24 protein-coding genes and 1 pseudogene are annotated in these 22,378 nt (G+C 55.3%); 24 read left to right on the plus strand and 1 reads right to left on the minus strand.

Features of this window, described 5'->3' with window-relative positions:
* Positions 1 to 39: 39 nt before the first annotated feature.
* The 24 genes and pseudogenes from GLX_RS15725 to GLX_RS15835 all read left to right on the plus strand — a co-directional run.
* Positions 40 to 945 carry a replication protein RepA gene (locus GLX_RS15725; RefSeq protein WP_007284615.1) on the plus strand — a complete coding sequence of 302 codons (906 nt, stop codon included), beginning with the start codon at positions 40 to 42 and terminating at the stop codon, positions 943 to 945.
* A gap of 1,357 nt (positions 946 to 2,302) precedes the next feature.
* Positions 2,303 to 2,872: a recombinase family protein gene (locus tag GLX_RS15735; RefSeq protein ID WP_007284612.1), complete on the plus strand. Its 570-nt coding sequence runs from the start codon at positions 2,303 to 2,305 to the stop codon at positions 2,870 to 2,872.
* 497 nt (positions 2,873 to 3,369) lie between these two features.
* On the plus strand, positions 3,370 to 3,732 hold the full coding sequence (locus GLX_RS18300) for a hypothetical protein (RefSeq protein WP_007284610.1): 363 nt from the start codon (positions 3,370 to 3,372) through the stop codon (positions 3,730 to 3,732).
* 58 nt (positions 3,733 to 3,790) lie between these two features.
* Positions 3,791 to 4,501, plus strand: coding sequence for a lytic transglycosylase domain-containing protein (locus GLX_RS18305; protein ID WP_050796931.1), 711 nt, complete (start codon positions 3,791 to 3,793; stop codon positions 4,499 to 4,501).
* A 3-nt stretch (positions 4,502 to 4,504) separates the two neighbouring features.
* The gene (locus GLX_RS15750) at positions 4,505 to 4,828 is read left to right on the plus strand and encodes a TrbC/VirB2 family protein (protein ID WP_007284448.1); all 324 of its coding nucleotides are present in this window, start codon (positions 4,505 to 4,507) and stop codon (positions 4,826 to 4,828) included.
* Between the two features lie 3 nt (positions 4,829 to 4,831).
* Entirely contained in the window at positions 4,832 to 5,155 is a 324-nt protein-coding gene (locus GLX_RS15755) for a type IV secretion system protein VirB3 (protein WP_010665815.1), read from the plus strand.
* Positions 5,155 to 7,527 carry a VirB4 family type IV secretion/conjugal transfer ATPase gene (locus GLX_RS15760; protein ID WP_007284447.1) on the plus strand — a complete coding sequence of 791 codons (2,373 nt, stop codon included), beginning with the start codon at positions 5,155 to 5,157 and terminating at the stop codon, positions 7,525 to 7,527. The genes GLX_RS15755 and GLX_RS15760 overlap by 1 nt, the downstream gene beginning before the upstream one ends.
* 16 nt (positions 7,528 to 7,543) lie before the next feature.
* Positions 7,544 to 8,230: a type IV secretion system protein gene (locus GLX_RS15765; RefSeq protein WP_007284446.1), complete on the plus strand. Its 687-nt coding sequence runs from the start codon at positions 7,544 to 7,546 to the stop codon at positions 8,228 to 8,230.
* Positions 8,231 to 8,337: 107 nt separating this feature from the next.
* Positions 8,338 to 8,637 (plus strand): entry exclusion protein, encoded by a 300-nt coding sequence (locus GLX_RS19400; protein WP_407927275.1) that lies wholly within the window; start codon positions 8,338 to 8,340, stop codon positions 8,635 to 8,637.
* Positions 8,638 to 8,681: 44 nt separating this feature from the next.
* Positions 8,682 to 9,602: a type IV secretion system protein gene (locus tag GLX_RS15770; RefSeq protein WP_007284444.1), complete on the plus strand. Its 921-nt coding sequence runs from the start codon at positions 8,682 to 8,684 to the stop codon at positions 9,600 to 9,602.
* A 71-nt stretch (positions 9,603 to 9,673) separates the two neighbouring features.
* Positions 9,674 to 9,811: a type IV secretion system lipoprotein VirB7 gene (locus GLX_RS19405; RefSeq protein WP_369689251.1), complete on the plus strand. Its 138-nt coding sequence runs from the start codon at positions 9,674 to 9,676 to the stop codon at positions 9,809 to 9,811.
* Positions 9,808 to 10,497, plus strand: coding sequence for a type IV secretion system protein VirB8 (locus GLX_RS15775; RefSeq protein WP_007284443.1), 690 nt, complete (start codon positions 9,808 to 9,810; stop codon positions 10,495 to 10,497). Before GLX_RS19405 ends, GLX_RS15775 begins: the two co-directional genes overlap by 4 nt.
* Positions 10,494 to 11,414, plus strand: a complete 921-nt coding sequence (locus GLX_RS15780) for a TrbG/VirB9 family P-type conjugative transfer protein (protein WP_007284442.1) — start codon at positions 10,494 to 10,496, stop codon at positions 11,412 to 11,414. Before GLX_RS15775 ends, GLX_RS15780 begins: the two co-directional genes overlap by 4 nt.
* Positions 11,411 to 12,544 carry a type IV secretion system protein VirB10 gene (gene virB10 / locus GLX_RS15785; RefSeq protein ID WP_010665819.1) on the plus strand — a complete coding sequence of 378 codons (1,134 nt, stop codon included), beginning with the start codon at positions 11,411 to 11,413 and terminating at the stop codon, positions 12,542 to 12,544. Before GLX_RS15780 ends, virB10 begins: the two co-directional genes overlap by 4 nt.
* Positions 12,534 to 13,574: a P-type DNA transfer ATPase VirB11 gene (virB11, locus tag GLX_RS15790; protein ID WP_007284440.1), complete on the plus strand. Its 1,041-nt coding sequence runs from the start codon at positions 12,534 to 12,536 to the stop codon at positions 13,572 to 13,574. The genes virB10 and virB11 overlap by 11 nt, the downstream gene beginning before the upstream one ends.
* 13 nt (positions 13,575 to 13,587) lie before the next feature.
* A complete protein-coding gene (locus GLX_RS15795) occupies positions 13,588 to 15,408 on the plus strand; it encodes a type IV secretory system conjugative DNA transfer family protein (protein WP_007284439.1) in 1,821 nt (606 codons plus the stop codon).
* 20 nt (positions 15,409 to 15,428) lie between these two features.
* Entirely contained in the window at positions 15,429 to 15,635 is a 207-nt protein-coding gene (locus GLX_RS15800) for a hypothetical protein (RefSeq protein WP_007284438.1), read from the plus strand.
* A 13-nt stretch (positions 15,636 to 15,648) separates the two neighbouring features.
* Positions 15,649 to 16,227 (plus strand): GIY-YIG nuclease family protein, encoded by a 579-nt coding sequence (locus GLX_RS17780; RefSeq protein ID WP_010665820.1) that lies wholly within the window; start codon positions 15,649 to 15,651, stop codon positions 16,225 to 16,227.
* Between the two features lie 180 nt (positions 16,228 to 16,407).
* Positions 16,408 to 16,761: an ArsR/SmtB family transcription factor gene (locus tag GLX_RS15810; protein ID WP_014095366.1), complete on the plus strand. Its 354-nt coding sequence runs from the start codon at positions 16,408 to 16,410 to the stop codon at positions 16,759 to 16,761.
* On the plus strand, positions 16,758 to 17,180 hold the full coding sequence (arsC, locus tag GLX_RS15815) for an arsenate reductase (glutaredoxin) (RefSeq protein ID WP_014095367.1): 423 nt from the start codon (positions 16,758 to 16,760) through the stop codon (positions 17,178 to 17,180). Before GLX_RS15810 ends, arsC begins: the two co-directional genes overlap by 4 nt.
* Complete coding sequence (locus GLX_RS15820; protein WP_014095368.1) at positions 17,180 to 18,475, plus strand: arsenic transporter; 1,296 nt, start codon at positions 17,180 to 17,182, stop codon at positions 18,473 to 18,475. The genes arsC and GLX_RS15820 overlap by 1 nt, the downstream gene beginning before the upstream one ends.
* Positions 18,476 to 18,498: 23 nt before the next feature.
* Complete coding sequence (gene arsH, locus GLX_RS15825) at positions 18,499 to 19,197, plus strand: arsenical resistance protein ArsH (protein WP_014095369.1); 699 nt, start codon at positions 18,499 to 18,501, stop codon at positions 19,195 to 19,197.
* Between the two features lie 8 nt (positions 19,198 to 19,205).
* Positions 19,206 to 20,285, plus strand: coding sequence for an ArsO family NAD(P)H-dependent flavin-containing monooxygenase (locus tag GLX_RS15830; protein ID WP_014095370.1), 1,080 nt, complete (start codon positions 19,206 to 19,208; stop codon positions 20,283 to 20,285).
* Positions 20,286 to 20,691: 406 nt separating this feature from the next.
* Positions 20,692 to 20,967, plus strand: a pseudogene (locus GLX_RS15835) (recombinase family protein); the annotation flags it as partial.
* Positions 20,968 to 21,307: 340 nt separating this feature from the next.
* Here GLX_RS15835 and GLX_RS15840 read toward each other — a convergent pair.
* Complete coding sequence (locus GLX_RS15840; RefSeq protein WP_010511145.1) at positions 21,308 to 22,339, minus strand: IS110 family RNA-guided transposase; 1,032 nt, start codon at positions 22,337 to 22,339, stop codon at positions 21,308 to 21,310.
* Positions 22,340 to 22,378 lie beyond the last annotated feature (39 nt).

Consider the following 22,378-nt stretch of genomic DNA (forward strand, 5'->3'; position numbering starts at 1 on the left):
ATGCTGAACAACGTAGCAGGGAAGAGAGGGATCGGACGAATGAGCAAACGCAAATCACCGCCTGAACAGAGTGAGCTTGTGCTTTCTCCGACAACCGCGCGCGTCATCCAGCTCTCGGCCGAAATCCAGGCAACACCGCCTGACGACATTGAGTTCATGCACACGGTCCTCTGCCAAGTCGGGCTCCCCCGCAAAAGGACGAAGGAAACGCGCTTCGAGCGAAACAATGGCAAGGCGTCCCTGCTCATTACAGCCGGCGAAATGTACAACGACGGTCATTGGGAAAAGCTCTTCGTTCCTTATGGGACAAAGCCGCGCCTGGCCCTCTTCCATATCAGTACCGAAGCCATCCGGACCAAATCGCGCACTGTCGCGGTCGGCCGGACCATCAGCGAATTCATGAAACGGCTGAACATCAGCCAAAACGGCCCATCCCGTGAGGCATTCAGGGCACAGATGAACGCCTTGTGCGCCTGTGAAATGAAGCTCGGTTACGGGTCGCGCAATCTGAACGCCCGACCGGTAGACGAATTCGATGCGTGGACCAAAAATCTCGCTAAAGACAGCACAATCGAACTGTCCGAGAAATTCTGGCACGAGTTAAAAGAAAACGCCGTCCCCCTTGATCCTCGTGCACTTGAGGGCTTGCAGCATTCCGCACTGGCACTCGACATCTATACGTGGCTTGCCCATCGGCTTCATCGCGTGCGGGGATCTGGCGAACGGCTCACCTGGTCCAACCTTCGGCTACAGTTTGGGCAGGAATATACGGACGACAAGAATTTCAAGAAGGCATTCCTGATAGCCTTGCGACAGGTTTCGGCTGTTTATCCGGATGCGAAGCTAGAACAGGTTCGAACGGGTCTGAGGCTGATCGCATCGCCACCCCCTGTCCCGCGACAGACCGTTGTCTCTTTTCAAAAAGTAATTGGGTCAGAGGCTTAACTCAAAAATTCGGGTATAATGGGCGGTGCAATCACCACCCTTTGGACAGCGTGTCTCCCGGTTTATCACGGTGCAATCACCACCCTTTTGGGAGCGATTCCGACATCCTCGGTGCGGTGCAATCGCCACCCCTTTGCGTCCGATTCGTCCTCAGAAACAGACGGTGCAATCGCCACCCTTTTTCCAAGCGGATCTCCGCAGGAAAGACGGTGCAATCACCACCCCTTTTATCCGCCTCACAGCCACCAAAAACACGGTGCAATCGCCACCCTTTTTGGAGAAAGGCTCGCCTCTGTGGATAAAAAAGTTATCCCGGTGCAATCGCCACCCGGATGCGGTGCAATCACCACCCCAAAAGACGGTGCAATCGCCACCCGTAAGGACGGTGCAATCACCACCCCCCTAAAACCGGTATGATTCCCGATAAATAAACCGATAGGTTTTTCCGGTAGTTGCCTGCGGTTTTCCGGTGGATTTGTGGACAGTCGCCCAAGGGCGAACGCTCGAAGCGTGTGGACAGCTCTTCGACCTGCCCACACGCTCCGGCTCTGACCACAAGTCCACCGGACAACTTCAATAAGATTTTTTTTGATAGATTTAAGGGGAGGGCGCCGCTCGCCTTCGGCGCGGCGCTATGCGCAGACCTAGGAGGAAACGAAGAATGGGTTTTCTGAGAGACATCCTGATTATCAGGGAGCGAAAACGACTGCGACGCGAGAAAGCCGCTGTCGCTAAGCGATTAGCTGTCTCCCCGATGTTCAAGAACACATTCGCGACTGATCGGGTGCTCGCTGATCGTATGCGATCGAACGGGGTTCCGCGGTGGAAACGAGCCCTCATGATCTTCTTACTCAGATAGTGCCCAGGAAGCAGCACATGGTCATATCCGGCCTATAAGCCGTTCTGATGCGAGTCTGTTTTTTCGCGGGATACTCTCCCCCTAGGCAGGGTCATCGTCTGGACAGTGAGGCCACCAAGACGATCGTCTCCGTCTAGAGGGTTATCGACATGACACCCGAGGATATTAGCCGCGAACCGACGGACTATGACCGCGCCGGCATGGGCTGGTGAAATAATCTGGATGAGGCCACGCGGCATTTTTGGACGAGCTCGCTGGCAATACCGTTCGGACTGTTGACACCAGGCAGACATTCAAACGTGAAACCAGTTGGGAAACAGCAGCGGTGAGGGCGGGCCGGTACGACAATGCCGTTCTCCTCTTAAAAATAGTGTCTCATAAGACGATCGTTAAACGGACACTTTCAAAAGACGTGACAGCGGAACGAAAACCCTACACAAAGTTCGTCTCATAAGGGTGGTACGGTAATAATCTCAATAGAGGGGGGCTTTACGTTACATGATGCTGATCGGTTACGCCCGTTGCTCACGGGACACACAGGATCTGGCCGCGCAACGCGCTGCCCTCGCTACTCTCGGGGTGGATGAAGATCGCATCTATGTCGATTTTGGATATTCTGGCACGAAGCGGGAGCGGCCGGGTCTTGACCAGGCACTGGCTGCGGTAAGGCGGGGTGACACGCTTGTCGTGCCGAAGCTTGATCGCCTCGCCCGATCTGTTCCCGATGCGCGAAGCATTGCCGAAATGCTGACCTCCAAAGGGGCGAAGCTGGCAATCGGCTCGAACGTCTATGATCCGACTGACCCAATGGGCAAGATGTTCTTTAACGTCTTGGCAACATTTGCCGAGTTTGAAGTCGATTTGGTGCGACAGCGAACACGCGAGGGCATGTTAATTGCCAAACAAAAAGGTAAACTAAAAGGCAAAAAGCCAAAACTTAGCGTAAGGCAACAGCAAGAATTACGCAGAATGCACGAAACTGGTGAGTATTCTATCAGTGATTTAGCTGATGTATTCTCTATTTCTCGCCCAACAGTATACAGAACCATCAAACGAAACGTGGAATAATCGTTTATAACGCCTTTTTCCGTATTTATAATATCAGTACGAATATACAAAGTGATACAAATTTATTTTGAGCATGAACGGCATTTCAGCACCATTTTTGCCACGAAAAAAAGTGAAAATCCCACATAACAAATATCGTCGTTCACGCCTGATCGTTTTCTTTACATTTGTCACAATTCCGTTATGTTCGACAGAAGTCGAACGTAATTTGTTCTAAATTTCCACGGATTACCGCTGTTCGAGATCATTTCATCAGCCTGAACGACTTCTCGGACCAAGGCTTTTTTTGTTGCGGCTCGTGAGAAAAATTCGATATTTCTACAAGGCAAGATATTTCGATGCGGTCAGATCGCTGACGATCGGGTGTCTCAAACGAGAGGTTTCGTCCTTGCCATGCGAAATTCTTCGGCCTTGCCAAAACTTAACGCCCCGGTTTGTTTTCCTGCTGGGCCTCTCCGCGTTCAGGAGAAGGCTATTGTAGGAAGGGGGATTGTCACTTGCTGGAACCGTTCGAGCTGGCAGACATCAAGGTCGGACTTCGGGACGGCGGGAAAATTTTGGGCGTTTTCATCGTCGCACGACCGGACAGCGATGAAGGACCGGTCTTTGTGGTCTATTTCCGAGCGGACTGGACACAAAGCCGCACGTTCAGGATTCTTTCCAGGTTCCGAACCGAAGGCGTACGAACGTACAAGAATCTCGGCAGTCTCTATAAGACCATCCGCAGCATCGGCTACGACGGACGGATCACGATTTATCCGTCTGGCGACAACGCGCTTCATACGTTCGTGGGCGTCCTTCCTGAAGATCTCGGCGACCATCCCGCAGATATGGTCACGTCGGAAGGCGACAAAGAGTAATCTAAAAACCGCACACTTTGCTGCTGCCGCGTTATTATTACCGCTCGCAGCGGGCGAAGTGTGCGCGCAGCCTTTGGCAATAAAGGATTTCGGACAGCTCGCGCTGAAATGCGGTCCGAATGTCGCGCCTATTACTTTGGCCTCGATCGCGCAGACTGAATCAGGGTTTGATCCATTTCTGGTTCACGACAACAACACGAAAAAAGCGTTCAATCTGGAAACAGATGCCGAAGCTGCGGAGCTGGCAAGCCGACTGATCTCGATCGGCCATTCGGTCGATCTTGGGCTTATGCAGATCAATTCGCATAACCTGCCCGCTCTTGGATTACGGGTTCAGGATGCGTTTGACCCCTGTGTTTCGATAGGTGCGGCGTCGATTATCCTATCCGATACCTATGTTGGCGGTGAGAGCCACGAGGCGCAGCAGAAGGCGCTTCGGGTAACAATCTCCCGATACAATACCGGAGATGCACAGCGCGGCTTTACGAATGGCTATGTGGGCAAGGTGGAAGCATCTGCCCGCAAGGTTGTTCCTGCGCTCGATGTAGGCATGGGTCAGAGCGGCGTGCCGGCCGCTCCCCAGCCGCAACAGGTTGCTGTTCCTACTGATCCAAACGCCCCCCCGGTGTGGGACGTGTGGGGCAGCTTCGAATACAGCACAGCGTCTGACACCAAGAAAAAAGGAAATGATCCTCGGGCTTCAGATGCGGTGTTGTTTGTCCAGGCTAGGGATGGTTCGGCCGTTTTTCCTCAACTGAGCAAGGAATAAGATATGCTGTCGTCCAGTCATTACGTTGCAGTTCGTAGTCCACGCTTGAAGGCGGGTCTGGTTGCATGGGTGGTTTTTCTATCTGTTCTTCCGGCAGTGGCCCATGCACAGACTGTTTCTGGTGGTTCAACGCCCACACAGATGATTAACAATATCTGCACATTCATCTTGGGTGATTTCGGCAAGAGCATTGCTGTCGTCGTACTCGCGGCTGCCGGATTGATGCTGGCATTCGGCCGTCTTTCGTTGGGTATATTCGCCGGAATGGTTGGCGGTATCCTCTTAATGTTTGGCGCGGCCTATCTCGGGTCCATGGTTACCGGGTGACTCATGGAAAAATTGGAAGAAGACACCCTCTTTCTTGCAGCAACCCGTCCGGCGCTATTGGCAGGGGTCCCTCTGCCGGTAGCTGCACTATTGCTGACGATGATTGGGCTCATAATGGTCCTTCTTCAAAACCCACTATATGAAGCAGTAATGGTTCCGCTTTGGTTCGGATCGCGAATACTTGTCGCGAGAGACTATAATGCGGTTGGCGTGGTAGTTTTGTTTTTGAAGACGGCCGGACGTTCTTTGGATAGTTCCTTGTGGGGCGGGGCATCTGTCAGCCCAAATCCGCTGAAGGTTCATAAACGGGGGAGGGGCATCGTGTGATGTTTGGCAATCCCGGTTATGGCGAACGCTCAGGTGAGATTTATCTTCCGTATGTTGGGCACATTACGGAAAATGTCATTCTGCTTCGTGATGGATCAGTTATGGCAATGGGCTACGTCAAAGGCGTTCCCTTCGAGCTGGAAGATACTGTCGTCCGTAATGGCCGCAAGCGCAATATGAATACTGTCCTTCGGAATATCTCCGATGATAACGTAACAATTACGACTCACATGGTACGGCATTCGGATGTGCCGGGATTGCCAAAGACGCATTTTAGGTCAGATTTTGCGTCGAGACTTCATGAAGATTACAATAGAAGAGTTCTAAAAGATCGTTTGTTTAGAAACGACTATTTTCTCTCTGTTGTGGTGACTCCCCGGAATGCACTCGGCAAGATGGGCAGCAAGCTCTTTCGGGTGGGTAAAGGCGAGGCGACAGAGGCCAGTGACGCGACAGTCAGGCAGCTTGAAGATGTCTGGCAGATCGTTTCGTCTGCTCTCGACAATTATAGCGTGCGGCGCCTGGGGCTGCGTGAGCATGATGATGTCGTCTTCACTGAAATCGGCGAGGCGTTGCGTCTCATCATCTCTGCACGCTGGATGCCTGTCCCGGTTGTATCGGGACATCTTGGAGCGTCCATTTACACGGATCGGGTAATCTGCGGCAAACGTGGCTTCGAAGTTCGTTCTCTGGATCGGAGCTATGTCGGTGGCATTTTTTCGTTCCGTGAATATCCGGCCAAGACCAGGCCCGGAATGTTGAATGCCCTGCTCAGTGTGGGTTTTCCCCTCGTGGTAAGTCAGTCCTTTGGCTTTCTGACACGCTCACAGGCTGATGAAAAGCTGACGCTGAAGGGTAATCAGATGGTAAGCGCAGGTGACAAGGCGACCAGCCAGATCGACCAGCTCACGGATGCCGTAGATAAGCTCATATCGAATGAATTTGTCTTCGGATCGCATCATCTTTCATTGGCAGTTTATGCTGATACCCTTGCGCAGCTAGGCGATAATGCTGCTCGTGCGCGGGCACGGCTGACCGATGCCGGTGCAGTAGTCGTACAGGAAGGTATCGGCCTAGAGGCCGCATTCTGGTCACAGTTGCCCGGAAATTGGGAGTACCGCACCCGTCCCGGCGCTATCAACAGCAATAATTTTGCTTGCTTTTCGACCTTTGACAATTTTCCGGCAGGAGCACGCGAAGGCCATTGGGGCACGGCAATCGCCCGTTTTCGGACGGATGGTGCGACGTCTTACGATTATGTGCCTCACGTCAAGGATGTGGGCATGACGGCGATCTTTGGCCCGATCGGCTCGGGCAAGACGACCCTGCTGACATTCATTATGGCGATGATGGAACAGGCGCTCTCTGAGGTGAACGGTGCCGTCGTATTCTTCGACAAGGATCGGGGAGGGCAGCTTCTGGTCCTTGCTACTGGTGGCACGTATCTTGTTCTCAAGCGTGGTGTTTCCTGCGGCCTTGCGCCGTTGCGTGGCCTGACGAACACGCCCGAGGATCGGGAGTTTCTGCGGCAGTGGCTCACCGGGCTGATTGAGAGTGACGGCAAGGACACGGTCTCGTCAGAAGATGCAAAGCGACTGCAACGGGGGATCGAACGGCAGATGTCCTATCCCGTCGAAATGCGCTCACTTGCTGGATTGCGCCAGTTCTTGATGCACGGGCCAGAAGAGGGAGCTGGTGCCAGGTTGGAACGCTGGTGCAGAGGCGGCGCATTGGGATGGCTGTTCGACGGCGAAACCGATGAAGTGGATCTGTCGAGTGCCATAACAGGCTTCGATCTGACGGCTTTTCTCGATCATGACGAAATATGCGCCCCGACGGCTGCGTATCTGCTCTATCGGATCGAGAAGGTGGTTGACGGCCGACGTTTTCTTATGAGCTGCGATGAATTTAGGGCCTATCTTTTGGACCCGAAATTTGCCGCTGTAATCGACAAGTTCCTGCTGACCGTTCGTAAAAACAACGGGATGCTGATTTTGGCGACACAACAGCCGGAGCACGTTCTGGAATCAAAGCTGGGTTCGTCGCTCGTTGCGCAGTGCATGACAAAGATTCTCTACCCGTCTCCCACGGCTGACCGGCACGCCTACATCACGGGACTAAGCTGCACCGAGGGCGAGTATCGTGCTGTACGGGAAGGGATGGTGGGTGATCCCAAACGGTTTCTCATGAAGCGGGAAAACGGCAGCGTCATTTGTGAATTCGATCTGTCCTCCATGCCGGAATACATCGCGGTACTGTCCGGCCGCGCCAATCGAGCGAATTTTGCCGAACGGTTGAGGGCAGAATACGGGGCCGATCCGAGCCAGTGGCTCGACCATTTCATGGCCCGTTACCACGAAGCGAAAGACTGAGGCGAGGGAGGGCACGATGAAGGCATATAGTCTGGTTGCAGTGGTATGGTTTTCTCTCATTGGAGCGGATGCCGCCCATGCGCAGGTAGCTGTATTTGATAATGCAAGCATTGCGCAAAGCGTCACCAATACCACAAATGAAATCAATCAGATGATGGACGAGCTGAAGCAGCTACAAGCGCAATATCAGCTCCTTCAGAACATTCCGAATGTTGCAACGGGGATGCTGACGACTTTCAACAGCGCCAATCTGCAAAATCCTCTGCCGACAGTTACACAAGCAACCGGTCAGATCACGGGAGCAACCAATACACTGAATAGCTATGGTCAGTCATTTATGAGCCTGAACAGGTATTCAGCTACGGGAACAGATCCAGTTGCGCAGTCATATCAGCAGAGAGAAACTTCTTTAGCAAACATTCAAGGTATAGCAGCGCAGAACCTTGATTCTATTAACCAGCGCCTCGCTTCGCTTGATGAAATGAAGCAGGAACTGTCGAACGCAAAGGATATTACGCAGGTCAGCACGATTAACGGTCGGATAGCCGTCGAGAATCAGGCCATCCAGGCACAGGCGGCTGCGGCCCAAAATCTTCAGACTCTCTCTATGGCGCAGATCCGAAATCAGGAATTGCAGGAGCAAGAGGCGGCGCGGAAGGACGACGAAGCGACCGCTGCTTATTTCCCTGCGGCCATCCAGTGAAGGGATATGCTGTGAACGGTTACAAGACCCTTGTTGTGGCATCTTTGGGCGTGCTTGCGAGTGGTGTGGCTTCTGCTCACCCGTTACCCAATGCCGCGGAGCATACAGTGGAATGGTATTCATCGCACGCGGCCGAACGGCGTCAGGTAAACCGTGAGTGCATGAACGACCGGACGTATGAGAATTATCCGGATTGTAGGAATGCCGTTGCGGCTGAGACAGGTGCCGAAGCCCCGGCCCAGCCAGCAACGGACGACATGACGCAGCCGGGTTATTACGTGGACAAGCGGCAGCGTGACATCGTGCTGGCTTTGTGCGGGGTGAACCATCCTCCCCCGGCCGCCGTATGTAGCGCAGCAAGAAACGCAGCCTCGGCAGCCAACAAAAAGGGAAGCGGTCGGCAATAGACGTGAACTTAAAGACGGTGCGCCGTTGACGCGGGGTAAAGACTATGACGACGCCATTTGAAGACTTCGACACAAGCCTACGGACAGCTTTTTCGACCGGGACATCGAATGTCATCAGCCAAGGACTGTCTGCTGTGGCGTCCCCGTTCACGGCGTTGATTGTTCTGTGGGTGATTGTCCAGGGCGTACTCGTCATGCGTGGTGATCTGGATGCCAGACGCGGCATATCAAGGATTATTCGGGTGACGCTAGTTTCCGCATTCATCTTGGAAGCTGGCATATACAACGGTTACGTCGTGAATCTTTTCCAGACTGTGCTTCCGACTTGGGCTGCGAGTTCGGTATCCAGCTCTACGGCTTCGACACCTAAATTGCTGGACGACATCTGGAACAGCCTCGTCAATTATTCGGCAACAATAGATAAGCAACTTCATTGGTTTCAGGTTGTCGATCTGATTGAGCTGGCAATGATAGCGATCGCAGATGGTGCGATGCTGACAATAGCTTTTGCCATCTACATCTGCTCAAGCCTCATGACTGCGGTGATTCTGTCTCTCGGTCCATTCGTCATTGCAGGTTTCCTATTCGATGCGACAAGAAATATTTCCGAACGATGGATAGGAAAGCTGGTGGGCCTCGCTCTCCTGTCATTGCTTGTTGATGTTACGATGATAATCGTGGCGACAGGCATACGGACTTATATGTTGGCCTGTAATCTTAATGCAGTTTCTGCTGCGGGAACGCCGGGTATTGCCATTCAGATTATGGAACAGACGGCGATGTTTATTGCCGTATCGACCTTTATTCTTATTTCGTTGCCGGCTGCTGCTGCTTTTATCGGCGGGGGAGTATCGCTCAATCCTGCTGGGGCAATCCTGAATACAATCATTGGCGGCGCAACGGGTGGTGTTGGGACTGTCGCAAAGGCAGGGGCCAACATCGGCAGGAAGTCTTCTAATAAATAACTAAGTTAAGTTTTAACATTACTAGGGGAGTAAGACGGATGGCAAAGATCCGTATAAGTATTTCTGTACTCATGCTCTCTGTTTTATCGGCGTGCGCAAGTCACGATCCGGTCCCAAAATGCAAAGGACCGACATTTGCTCTGAACTCGGGGCACTGGAAACCGACAGAAGCGGACCTCAAAAAGCCAAAGGAGATTGGGCATAAATGACAGATCAGAAATTTGTCCCGCCCGTTCCGAAGGAAAAGATGGCGGAATATTATGAGCAGGTCGAGAATTTCCAGAAGTCGCGAGCGCGCGCGGTCGTCAAGATCAATAAGTACCTGACGATCGGCTTAGGAATTTCATTGCTGGCTAACGTCGGCTTGGCCTGGTCGGTTGCTTCGCTGTTGCCGTTGGAAAAGCTGGTGCCCATGCCGTTGTGGGTTCGCCCGGACGGAACGGTTGATAGCGAGATCTCCATGTCACGCTTGCCGAAGACAATGGACGAAGCAGTCGTCAATGCAGCGGTGTGGCAATATGTTCGGCTGCGCGAGGGCTATACATATGCCACGGCGCGCTATGCCTATGACACGGTTTCTCTCATGAGCAACGAACAAGTCAGAGAGCAATATCAGTCGTGGTTTAATTTCCCCAACCCCAAGAGCCCACAGGTAACGGTTGGAAAAAGGGGCCAGATCGACGCCGAACGTCTGTCTCTCGCTCCCATTGGCAATAACGTCATTCAGGTGCGCTTCCGGCGCATTGTGTCGATGGAGGGAGCGCGCCCACAGACGACGACCTGGACCGCGACTGTGCAGATTCAGAGGGTCACGGATCTTCCGGCCAGTGCCCGCTTGGCAAATCCGGGCGGTGTGATCGTCACGTCCTATCAGTCGTCGGAGGATGGGGTATGATTCAGCGTCTCGCAGTTGCTGCCTTCCTTGCAGCGACCTCTCTTTCGGTCGTGCCCGCATTTGCAGAGCAAGACCCTCTACCCAGCCGTCATGACACGCGAATGCGGTACGTGCCTTATGTAGCGGATCAGGTTGTTCATCTTTCGACTGCCGTGGGGGCGACACTGGTGGTTGGTTTCAGTCCTCATGAAACCGTCGATCGCGTCGCAGTGAGTGACAGCATACATCTGAAGGCAGCCCCGGCAGGGAACTATCTTTTCTTCAAAGCGACACAGGGGCTTGGCCTTCAGCCTGTTATCGTGTTGACACGAAACGATACCGGTGCCGAGCGGCGATACGTCTTTGAAGTGACGACAGTTGCAAGTGCGTCGCTCGCGAATGCGACGGACGGCGTTTACTACAGCGTGCAGTTCACTTATCCCGCTGATGAAGCCGCAGCGCGTCGTGCAGCCGTCCTGGCCCGGCAGCAACAGGAGCGGGCTCAGGCCGAGGCACGAGCAAAAGAGTTGGAACTTCAGCTCGCGCATGAAAGGATGGAACGGGAAACAAAAGACCCGAATTTCGGTCCCAAGAATTGGAAATACATTGCTCAGGGTGATCGTTCTATTCTTCCTATCGAAGTATGGGACAATGGAAACATCACTGTTTTCCGGTTTCCGGGGAATGTGCGTCTTCCCTCGCTTTTCACGATCAATCCGGACGGCAAAGAAGCGACTGCCAATTATAGCGTGAAGAACGATCCGGCTGGGTGGGGAACACTGATGATTGCCGATCATCTCGCCCCAGCATGGCGTCTGCGAGATGGAAACACCGTCTTGTGCGTCTTCAACAAGGCATTTGATCCGGTTGGTCGTAACCCAGGCACAAATACCATCAGCCCGAACGTGGTCCGCACGCTGAAGGAGGCCGCCCAATGAGCGACGAACAAAACAACAATAGTGGAATTAACGACGGCGGCTCTCTCGTATCAAACAACAATCGACGCGAACTAAACGCATGGCAAAAGGTTGGCATTTTCATACTCGTTGTCGTAGTTGCGCTGGGTTTTATTTGGCTTCGTGCTCTCGATAGAGCGAAGAAAACAGAGGAACAGAATAATCAGCCTGTCGTAGCGGCTGGGACGCACATGCGCAGCGCACCGCTGACACCGCCACCTGCTCTTACAGACCAAAATCTGCCAATGCCGCAGCAAGCTCCGCAGCGGTTTTTTATGCCTGCGCAAGCAACGCATCACGAGGTAACGCCGGCAGAAAGCCCGATTTTTGCCGCGTCAGGAGGCTCGGGGGGAAGCTCTGCACCTCAGCCCGCGTCTGCGCAGGAATCTCCCAAGACGGTGACGGTCAATGGAGCACAGCCCCCGGCCGGACAAGATCCGCAGGGGGATAGGTCACTGGCCGTTCGGCTAAAGCCGACAGTGTTGGAGGAAGCGCGCGCGCGGTTGCTTCCGCACCCGGACTTTCTGGTTACGAAGGGGACAATTATCCCGTGCATTCTTCAGACCAAGCTAAACACTCAACTCGCCGGATACGCGAAATGTGTGATTCCCCTAGATGTGCGGAGCACAACGGGGAATGTGGTTCTCATGGACAAGGGGACGATTGTCACCGGTGAGATGCAGCACGGTTTAATGCGCGGTGAAGACCGGGCATTCGTGATTTGGGATCGGGCAGAGACACCGGAACACGGCATCATTGATCTTGCATCACCCGCGACGGGTGAGCTGGGCGAGAGCGGTGTTAAAGTGACGGTGAACAATCACTGGTGGTCGCGCTTTGGCAGCGCCATTCTTCTAAGCGTGATTCAGGGTGGTCTCGATGCCGGGGTCGAGCTGGCATCCCGGGTTGGTAGCAACAATAGCGGTGCATACTTCAATTCATTCCAGTCAAACGGGCAGACAGTCGCGAATACGGCGTTGCAAGCGGACATCAATATTCAACCAACTGGAGAAAAAGCACAGGGAAAGACGGTCGCTATTTTTGTCGCGCGCGATCTTGATTTCTCGGACATCTATGACCTGAAGCCAACGGTAGGTAGCAATGCTCAATGAAGCAGCGGTACAGCTCCGTTTCCTGATGCAGCCCCTTGCGGGCTGGCTCGAAGACCCGGCGACGGAAGAGATCTGCGTTAATAAGCCCGGAGAGGTTTTTGTTCGGCAGAGGGGTGTGTTTACACAACACGCTCTTCCCTTGAGCTATACGGATCTGGAAGACATCGCGATCCTGGCAGGAGCTTTGCGCAAACAGGACGTGGGTGAACGGCATCCTCTGTGCTCTACCGAGTTGCCAAACGGGGAGCGTCTGCAAGTGTGTTTGCCGCCAGCCGTACCCGCGGGGACGGTGAGCCTGACGATCCGGCGGCCAGGGGGGAGTGTGGCTGCCCTCAGTTCCGTGACAAAGCGGTACAACATTGCGCGTTGGAACCGCTGGGATAAACGGACAGAGGCCGAAGAGAAACGGCACGAAGAGGTTCTGCGGTATTACGATGAAGGCAATTTCGAAGCCTTCCTCGCTGCGTGTGTACGGAACCGTATGACCATGCTGCTGTGCGGGGCGACGGGCTCTGGAAAGACCACGATGGGCCGAACGCTGATTTCGGCCATTCCGCTGCATGAGCGGCTGATAACGATCGAAGACACGTTAGAGCTTGTTATTCCGCACCCCAACCATGTGCGGTTGCTCTATTCAAAGTCGGGAACAGGAATCAGCTCGGTCAGTGCGGAAGACCTTTTGCACGCAAGTCTGCGCATGAGACCGGATCGGATCTTGCCGGCGGAGCTTCGCGACGACGCCGCATGGACATATCTCAATGAGGTCGTATCGGGGCATCCCGGTTCGATTTCTACCATTCATGGCGCAAATCCGGTTCAGGCGTTCAAGAAGCTCTTCTCGCTTATCAAGGGCTCGCCCCAGGGGGCGGCGCTAGAAGACAAAACTCTTGTGGACATGCTCTCCGCCGCGATTGACGTAATCGTGCCCTTCGAGACGACAGGCGAGATCTATTCCATCGGCGAAGTGTGGCTGGCAGCGGATGCGCGCCGTAGAGGCGAGACAGCAGCAGATCTTCTGACGAAATACTGAAAGGAAGCGCACGATGGCGTCAGAAAACAAGTCGATCGTCTTGATCGCCCGGATTATCCTCGGAATTCTGATGGTATTTGTGTCTTGGACCGTTGTCGCGTCTTTTGTTTTTCTGAAGGGAACGGGTTTATCGGGCTCGTTCGAGCATCCTTTCTATCAATGGTGGCTCTATTTTCTGTATGGCCGGGATAATCCGATCGTAGTGCAATGGCTCAAGATCGGCGCGGGGGCAGGCGGTGTTGTGGTTGCGCTGGTAATGCTGGCGGTGATCTTCCGGCGTGGTGCAATCGGCCCTTCTCTGCGCCCGTCCATATTCAGTCGAAGGCAACGGCCTATCCGTGGCGTGACAGAGAATCATGGCTATGCGGACTGGATGACAATGAAGCAGGCCAGGCAGCTCTTTCCACGTCCTTCCGCTGAATATGGAGGTGTCGTTGTAGGCGAAGCCTATCGCGTGGACGAAGACCGGCATGCAAGGGTGCCCTTTCATCCTAAAGAGCCGAAAACATGGGGACAGGGCGGCCGTGCGCCATTGCTCATAGATCCCTGTGAGACAGGATCGACCCACAGTCTGGTTTTTGCCGGACCGGGATCGTTCAAGTCCACGTCGGCCGTCACCACGCTGACCACATGGACGGGCTCTGCCGTGGTGCTTGATCCGAGTACAGAATTGGGGCCGATGCTTCGACCGTTCCGCGAAACGCTGGGTCATCAGGTCTACGAGCTGCGGCTCGGTGGAGATGTTGGCTTTAATGTCTTGGACTGGATCGACATTCGTTCGCCCGAAGCAATCACGAATATACAGGACGTGGTGTCATGGATATGCCGGGAGAGTGGTGCCAAAAAAGACGCCAATAACGAGTTTTTTGACCGGCAGGGCCGCAATCTCGTGACGTGTTTATTGGCGCACATGATGTTTGATCCGGACCTTCCAGCCGAGGAAAAGACCTTGCGGACGCTGAGAAGCGGGGTCTGCACGCCGCAAGAAGAAATGCGGAATCTGCTGAACACGATCCATGCGAGCAGTCCGTGCGCCTATGCGAGCCAGACGGCCGGCGCGCTCAAGGGACTGGTCGATGAGACGTTTTCCGGGGTGTATGGCAATGCCGATGACAAGACAGCCTGGCTCAGTAATCCTGCGTTTGCGGACCTGGTGTCCGGAGACAGTTTTCGCTCGTCAGATCTGGTCGATGGCAAGATGGATGTTTTCGTACAGTTGCCATTGCGGGCTTTGGAAAACACACCCGAAATTGGTCGCACGATTATAGGGGCGTTACTGAATGCCGTTTATGAAGCTGATGGCAATATTCGGAATCGTGTCCTCTTCCTTCTGGACGAAGTCGCACGTCTCGGTCCTATGCGGATCATGGCAACAGCACGGGATGCCGGGCGCAAATACGGTATTACCCTGAGATTGCTCTATCAGTCGGTCGGACAACTCGAAGAACAATGGGGCCGTGAGGGAAAGCGAGCATGGTACGAGGCGGCCGCACATCGGACATATGTTGCGATCTCCGATCTCGATACCGCGAAAGAGCTGGAAGAAACCTTCGGTCAGTATGGTGTCATGGCGACATCCGTGGGCAGCAATACCGGCACGTCGGGGAAAGGCTGGGAAGCGAGCAACCGTTCGCGCGGGGCGAACACGAGCTATCACGAAATCAGCCGCCCGCTGATCCGACGGGAAGAACTGCTGAACGATGTCCGGGTAGATGAAGCGTTTGTGGTGGTGCGTGGTGGTCGTCCGTTGCGTTGCGGGATGCCTATCTATTTTCGACGGCCTGAAATCAGAGAAAAAATAGCGGCCAATCGGTTCAATAAGATCTCGGCCTGAGTGTCAGGGGGACATGAGCAATGTCGGAAACGAACAATGAGAAGCGTCGGGATAAGGCGCGTCAGCAGGGAAGCCAGAAGACGGCCGGTATTGCCGAGGCGCAGAAAGCGGCATCGCGTGAGAATGTCGCTGATCGCTACTGGAAGCAAACAAGCGAAAAGGGACAGACCCCTGGACAGCGGGCGGAGAGCAACAAGCCACGTGCAAAGCCCAAAAGCAGTCCGTAACTAGGAGGCTGACATGCCTGAAGCGGGCTGGCTGTACGTTCTCGAAATTCCGGCATTACCTGGGGTAGTGAAGATCGGGCGCACGTCCAGAGATCCGACGTTACGATGCCGCGGGGTGGGCGGCGCGGATTGCCCCTTTGAGCTGGTTGTCGCGTGGAAGAAACCTGTGCCTGATGCGCAAGCGGCCGAAAAGCAGGCGCATCGGATGCTGGTTGCCAAGCGGCTGCGACGTGCAGACCGGGTGCTTGGTCATGTGGCTTTTGCCCGGTCCCGCGAGTTTTATCGGGCGAATGTCCAGGACGTCACGTCGGTCCTTGAGGTCATTGTTGCTTCTCGCGTGCGCGCGCGATCTTTGCTGCTGGCGGCAGCTCGCCCAGGTCGGTGTCAGCCCTTTCGATCAGGATGGAAAGGGCGACGCAAACTGGCAAGGCATTATCGGCCGACTGGCCGGGCGGCCGGGTTTAATGCGCTCATGGTTCCTATGATGCTTCTTGCTGTCATTATGGCGGTGCGTCCGGATGTGAACTGGCTACCGTGGCCTATAGCGGCTTCGCTCGAATGGCTGGAATCGCTGAGTATGATGCTTTGGTAAAGACAGTGATGGGCGATCAAAAAAAGCCATACAGTAACAGTAGGGCTGTTGATCGGCGGCTTAGGAAGATAAGCGAGGTGTCTGATCTGAGCAGCAAAATTGAGAAAATCGACGGTCATGATCTCCGTTTGCTTGATAGGATACCTTGACTTGTATCCATATATCTGAAAAGCCAGATATATGGATACAAACTCTGCCATTGCCGCACTTAGCGCCCTGTCACAGTCCACGCGGCTGGATATCTTCCGCCTGCTTGTGCGCCATGAGCCGGACGGGCTGCCCGCCGGGGACGTCGCACGCCATCTTGATATGCCGCAGAACACGATCTCGGCCCACCTCGCCACCCTAGCCCGCGCCGACCTGCTGACCTCGCAACGCCATAGCCGGCTGATCGTCTATCGCGCCTGTCTTCCGAGCCTGCGGGACCTGATGCTTTTCCTCGTCAGGGACTGCTGTGCGGGCAGCCCCGAGCTCTGCGCGCCCCTGATCGCGACCCTGTCCTCCTGCTGCCCATCCCGGGAATCCTGCTCATGACCATCACGATCTACCACAACCCAGCCTGCGGCACGTCGCGCAACGTGCTGGCACTGATCCGCAACAGCGGCGAGGAACCTCGCATTATTGAGTATCTGAAAACGCCTCCCAGTCGTGAGGAACTGGTCAGTCTGATTGCCCGTATGGGCGTTCCGGTGCGCTCGGTCCTGCGGGAAAAGGGCACGCCCTTTCACGAACTCGGCCTCGATAATCCGGCCCTGAGCGATGACGCGCTGATCGATGCCATGATCGCACACCCAATCTTGATGAACCGGCCGATCGTCGTCACCCCGCTGGGTGCGGCACTCTGCCGTCCGTCCGAGGCGGTTCTGGACATCCTGCCCAACCCGCAGCGGGGTGCTTTCGTCAAAGAGGATGGCGAGAAGATCGTCGATGAATCCGGTAAGCGGATCTCCTGATGCTGGCTCTTCTGATTTTCGTTGTCACGCTCGTTTTTGTCATCTGGCAGCCTCGGGGGCTGGGTATCGGTTGGAGCGCAATGGCAGGTGCCGCCGTGGCTCTGGCAACTGGTGTGATCCACTGGCACGACATCCCCGTCGTCTGGCACATCGTCTGGGACGCGACCTTCACCTTTATCGCGCTGATCGTCATCTCGCTGTTGCTGGATGAGGCCGGGTTCTTCCATTGGGCCGCCCTGCACGTCGTGCGCTGGGGCAAAGGGCGAGGCCGGACGCTATTCCCGCTGATCGTGGTGCTGGGAGCGGCCATTGCAGCGGTTTTCGCCAATGACGGCGCGGCCCTGCTGCTCACGCCCATTGTCATCGCCATCCTCACTCAACTCCGCCTCAGTCCTGCTGCGGCCCTGGCCTTTATTGTCGCCACGGGCTTCGTCGCCGATACCACCAGCCTGCCGCTGGTGATTTCCAATCTGGTGAACATTGTCAGCGCGAATTTCTTCGGCATTGCGTTCGATCGCTATGCCGCGATCATGGTCCCTGTCGATCTGGTAGCCCTTGGTGCAACGCTTGCCGTCCTGTGGCTGTGGTATCGACGGCAGGTGCCTGCGACCTATCCCGTCGCCGAACTGCCCGCACCTGCCACGGCCATTCGTGACCCTCATGTATTCCGGGCGGCATTTCCGCTACTGGCCCTCGTTCTGGCGGCCTATTTCCTGACAGCGCCGTTTCATATCCCGGTCTGTGTCGTAGCCTGCCTGGCCGCCGGAACCCTGTTACTCGTCGCCGGGTATGGCCGGGTGATCGCTGTTCGCAAGGTGCTGCGGGGCGCCCCGTGGCAGATCGTGATCTTCTCCCTGGGCATGTATCTGGTGGTGTATGGGCTGCGCAATGCCGGGCTGACCAACTATCTTGCGACCGCACTGGTCTGGCTCGGTCATCAAGGGACGTTCACGGCCACCATCGGCACCGGCTTTCTGGCGGCTGTTCTGTCGTCCATCATGAACAATATGCCGAGTGTGCTGGTCGGGGCGCTGGCGATCCAGCAGGCTCACGACATCACGCCGCTGACACGCGACCTGATGATCTATGCCAACGTCATCGGCTGCGACCTCGGACCAAAATTCACGCCGATTGGTAGTCTCGCAACACTGCTGTGGCTGCATGTGCTGGCATCCAGGAACCATCGGGTCACATGGGGGCAGTATATGAAAGTTGGACTGGCGATCACCCCGCCCGTCCTGCTGGTCACACTCGCGGCGCTGTCCCTGTGGTTGCCCTGGATCAGCCACTCGTAATGCACGAATGGACCAATATCACAATGACCGAACCTGACTTGCCGGCCCTCCACCCCGAATATCTTGAACGGGTCGATCTCGCGCGGCTGGAACCGCAACCGCGTGTGGACCATCCGCCGCGTATCCTGCTGCTCTATGGCTCTTTGCGTCCCCGATCCTTCAGCCGGTTGCTGGTGCTTGAGGCGGAACGTATCCTGAAGGTACTGGGGGCCGAGACACGGGTGTTCGACCCGACCGGCCTACCGATAGCGGATTCTGTGCCCACGACCCATCCGAAAGTGCAGGAACTGCGGGAACTCTCGATCTGGTCGGAAGGTCAGGTCTGGTGCAGCCCTGAACGGCACGGCAACATGACGGCAGTATTCAAAAACCAGATCGACTGGCTGCCTCTGACCGAAGGCTCGATCCGCCCGACGCAGGGCCGCACGCTGGCGGTCATGCAGGTTTCGGGTGGGTCGCAGAGCTTCAATTCCGTCAATGCCCTGCGGGTGCTGGGGCGGTGGATGCGGATGTTCACCATCCCCAACCAGTCCAGCGTACCAATGGCCTATACGCAGTTCGGTGACGATGACCGCATGAAGCCGTCCCCCCTCTATGACCGGATGGTGGATGTCATGGAGGAACTGATGAAGTTCACATCGCTGTTGCGCGACCGGGCCGACTACCTTGTGGACCGCTATAGCGAACGGAAGACGGAATTCCGTCTCCCGGAAAGCCTGTGAGCCGGGCAATGGCGGAACAGTTCGATGTTGTGATCGTGGGCGGTGGTCAGGCGGCACTCGCCGCATCGTATTTTCTACGACGGACCGGGCTGCGTTACGTCATTCTCGATAACGGGACGCAGGCGGGTGGTGCGTGGGTGCATGGCTGGGACTCCCTGCATCTGTTCTCGCCCGCGTCCTACAGTTCGCTCCCCGGCTGGCCGATGCCCGACACGCCCGATGGCAGCTACCCCACCCGCGACGAGGTACTTGACTATCTGCACCGCTACGAGGCGCGCTATGCGCCGCCGATCCGCCGTCCTGTGACGGTCCGACGTGTGGAACGCGCTGACCAGAAATTCCTGAATGTCCGAACGAACGCGGGTGATTTCCTCAGCCGCGCTGTCATCGGGGCGACCGGCACATGGTCTGCACCCTTTGTTCCCGATTATCCGGGCCAAAGGTTATTTTCTGGGGCGCAAATCCATTCCTCCCATTATTGTAAAGCGGCACCTTTTACCGGCCAGCGTGTGCTCGTGGTGGGTGGGGGCAACTCCGGTGCGCAGATTATGGCGGAGCTGTCCCTTGTCGCCCAGGCAACATGGGTCACGCTGCATGACCCCGTCTTCCTGCCCGATGACGTGGACGGACGGGTCCTGTTCGAGCGGGCGACCGCTCGGGTTCTCGGCGGCCCGTCGGCCATGCCCACCGGCGGCTTTGGCGATATCGTTATGGTACCGCCTGTGCGCGCCGCCAGGGAGCGAGGCGTGCTTCACGCGCTGCGTCCGTTCGTACGTATGACGGCAAGGGGCGTCGTCTGGCCCGATGGGCGGGAAGAAGCCATCGACGCGATCATCTGGTGTACCGGCTTCCGTCCTGCACTCTCTGCATTTGCACCACTCGATGTGATCGAGCCGGACGGGTTGATCCGCGTTAACGGGCAGCAGGCCGTCAGGGAGCCACGTCTCTGGCTGCTGGGTTATGGCTCCTGGTGCGGCCCCGCATGCGCCACCCTGCTGGGGGCGGGCCGTGTCGCGCGATCCATGGTCCGACAACTGGCGGCCTGGCTTGCGTCACCGGCACAGGGTGTCCGCTTACCAAAACCTTGAGCGACTCTCTTTACGACCGACATGAGGCGAAAGCAGACTGTCCCCTTACAAAAATGTCGATGCAATCTTTAACATAATTAAAGATACTTTTCGCTTTAATAAGGAATATTCGCCTAATTAAGGGAATCAATAACGTGCTGAAATATCGGAGTATTGACTAACTTAATTAAGGAATTTCGACAGGTTTGTCGAAGTTCCTTAGGCTCATGTCGCGTTTCCCTAGATGATGACAAAGATCACATTGACGCTGCTTCGGGCCGTTTTTTGAAGCCTAATTGACTGCAAAATGTTCCCTCATTCCTGACAAAAAATACCCTGGTTGATTGCACTTGAATCTATACGAACGACCGTTGGCACGCGCAGGTGGCTTGGCCACCTTTGCAAACGATCGTTTACGAATGTCTTCTTGAATTGTAAAAATGGACTCAGAAGGAGCTTCGTCGCCGTGGTGCCACCCAAACCTGGAAAAACACCCGTTGGCGGCCGTCTAATTGGCTACGCTCGCGTCTCCACAGACGATCAGGGCACCGACGCACAGTTGAATGAGCTACGCGACGCTGGCTGCACGATGATTTTCGAGGAACATGCCTCCGGTACCGACCGGAACCGCCCTGTGCTTATACGCCTGCTAAGGGATATGAACGCTGGTGACACCTTGGTCGTGGTCCGGCTCGATCGTCTTATGTGGACGGCCGTTTAAGCGCAATACCTCACATTGTTCTCCCGATGTCATTTCTAAAACGTATTATTCTACCGGCTGGATGATGAATACCGATTTAACGTGAAGACCCGGTCAGATGCGCTCTTATGTCCGGCCTGTTTATGCGACTTTATGCGCTGGCCATCATGGGTGTGCGCTCACGTGTCAGGCACCAATCTGGTATCACGTGCTCAGGGGCACAGACGGTCGAACGGTATGGCCTGAACTGTTGCTGAATGACTGTCTTCCCATCACGTCGGTTCGTACATACTGCCGGATCTACCGGAGCAAGCTCCGGTGTCCATCGTTCTGCTGGTGCAGGTCAGCCTGCTGAAACACTGACACCAGCCGGACGATAGATCTCTTTACGTGACAACAACGCCCAGATGATACGAGCCATTTTATTGGCAAGTGCAACTGTTGCCAGACGCCTTGGACGACGCGCCATGAGTTCGCATAGCCACTGACCCGCAGCGCTATCCCACTTATGGGCACGATGAAGCATGGCCGTCGCACCAAGAACCAGCAACGTTCTTATCTGCCGATTGCCCGTTTTGGTAATCCTTCCCAGACGGGTTTTACCGCCGGTAGAATGCTGACGAGGCACAAGCCCCAGCCAGGCGGCAAAATGGCGCGCAGAGGCGAAAGAGCCAATATCCGCGACCGAGGCGACAATCAGAGAAGCCGTTATAGGACCGACCCCAGGGATGGTCATCAACCGACGCGCATCGTCATCGCTTTTTGCACGCGCCCGGATCTGCACTTCCAAAGCATCAATGCTCTGAGCGACCTTTTCATAATGCTCAAATAACAACATGGCACTCTGCTTCATGGCAGCAGGCAGGTCGGCTGATGTCTCTATTTTTGCCATCAGTTCTGGCAGATGGCGTGTGCCCAGAGGGGCTATCAGCCCGAACTCGGAAGCAAGAGCCCGTAACGCATTACTCAGCATGGTCTGCTGTTTGACCAGAAGAGCGCGGGCAGAATGCAGTGACAAGACACCTTGCTGCTCTTCGCTCTTGATCGGAACACACATCGTATCAGGATGAGTCGCCGCCATGCAGATCGCAGCCGCATCAACAGCGTCATTTTTCTTGCCTTTTTTGACAAATGATTTGACCCGATCAGGAGGAACCAGTCTGACATCATGACCAATCCTGCTGATCACCCGTGCCCAGTAATGAGCTGACCCGCAGGCTTCCAGAACAACTTCACATGGGTCAAGTTTTGCAAAAAATGCTGAAACTTCACTGCGACCAAGCTTGCGCTTGAAAACGCACTTTCCAATTGCGTCAGCCCCATGAGCCTGAAAAACGGATTTGGCAATATCAAGGCCAATTATGCTAGCTTTCATACGGGCGGTCTCCTCCTGATGGTCAGTGAACCTCCATCA

Source organism: Komagataeibacter medellinensis NBRC 3288 (assembly GCF_000182745.2).
GTDB lineage: Bacteria > Pseudomonadota > Alphaproteobacteria > Acetobacterales > Acetobacteraceae > Komagataeibacter > Komagataeibacter medellinensis.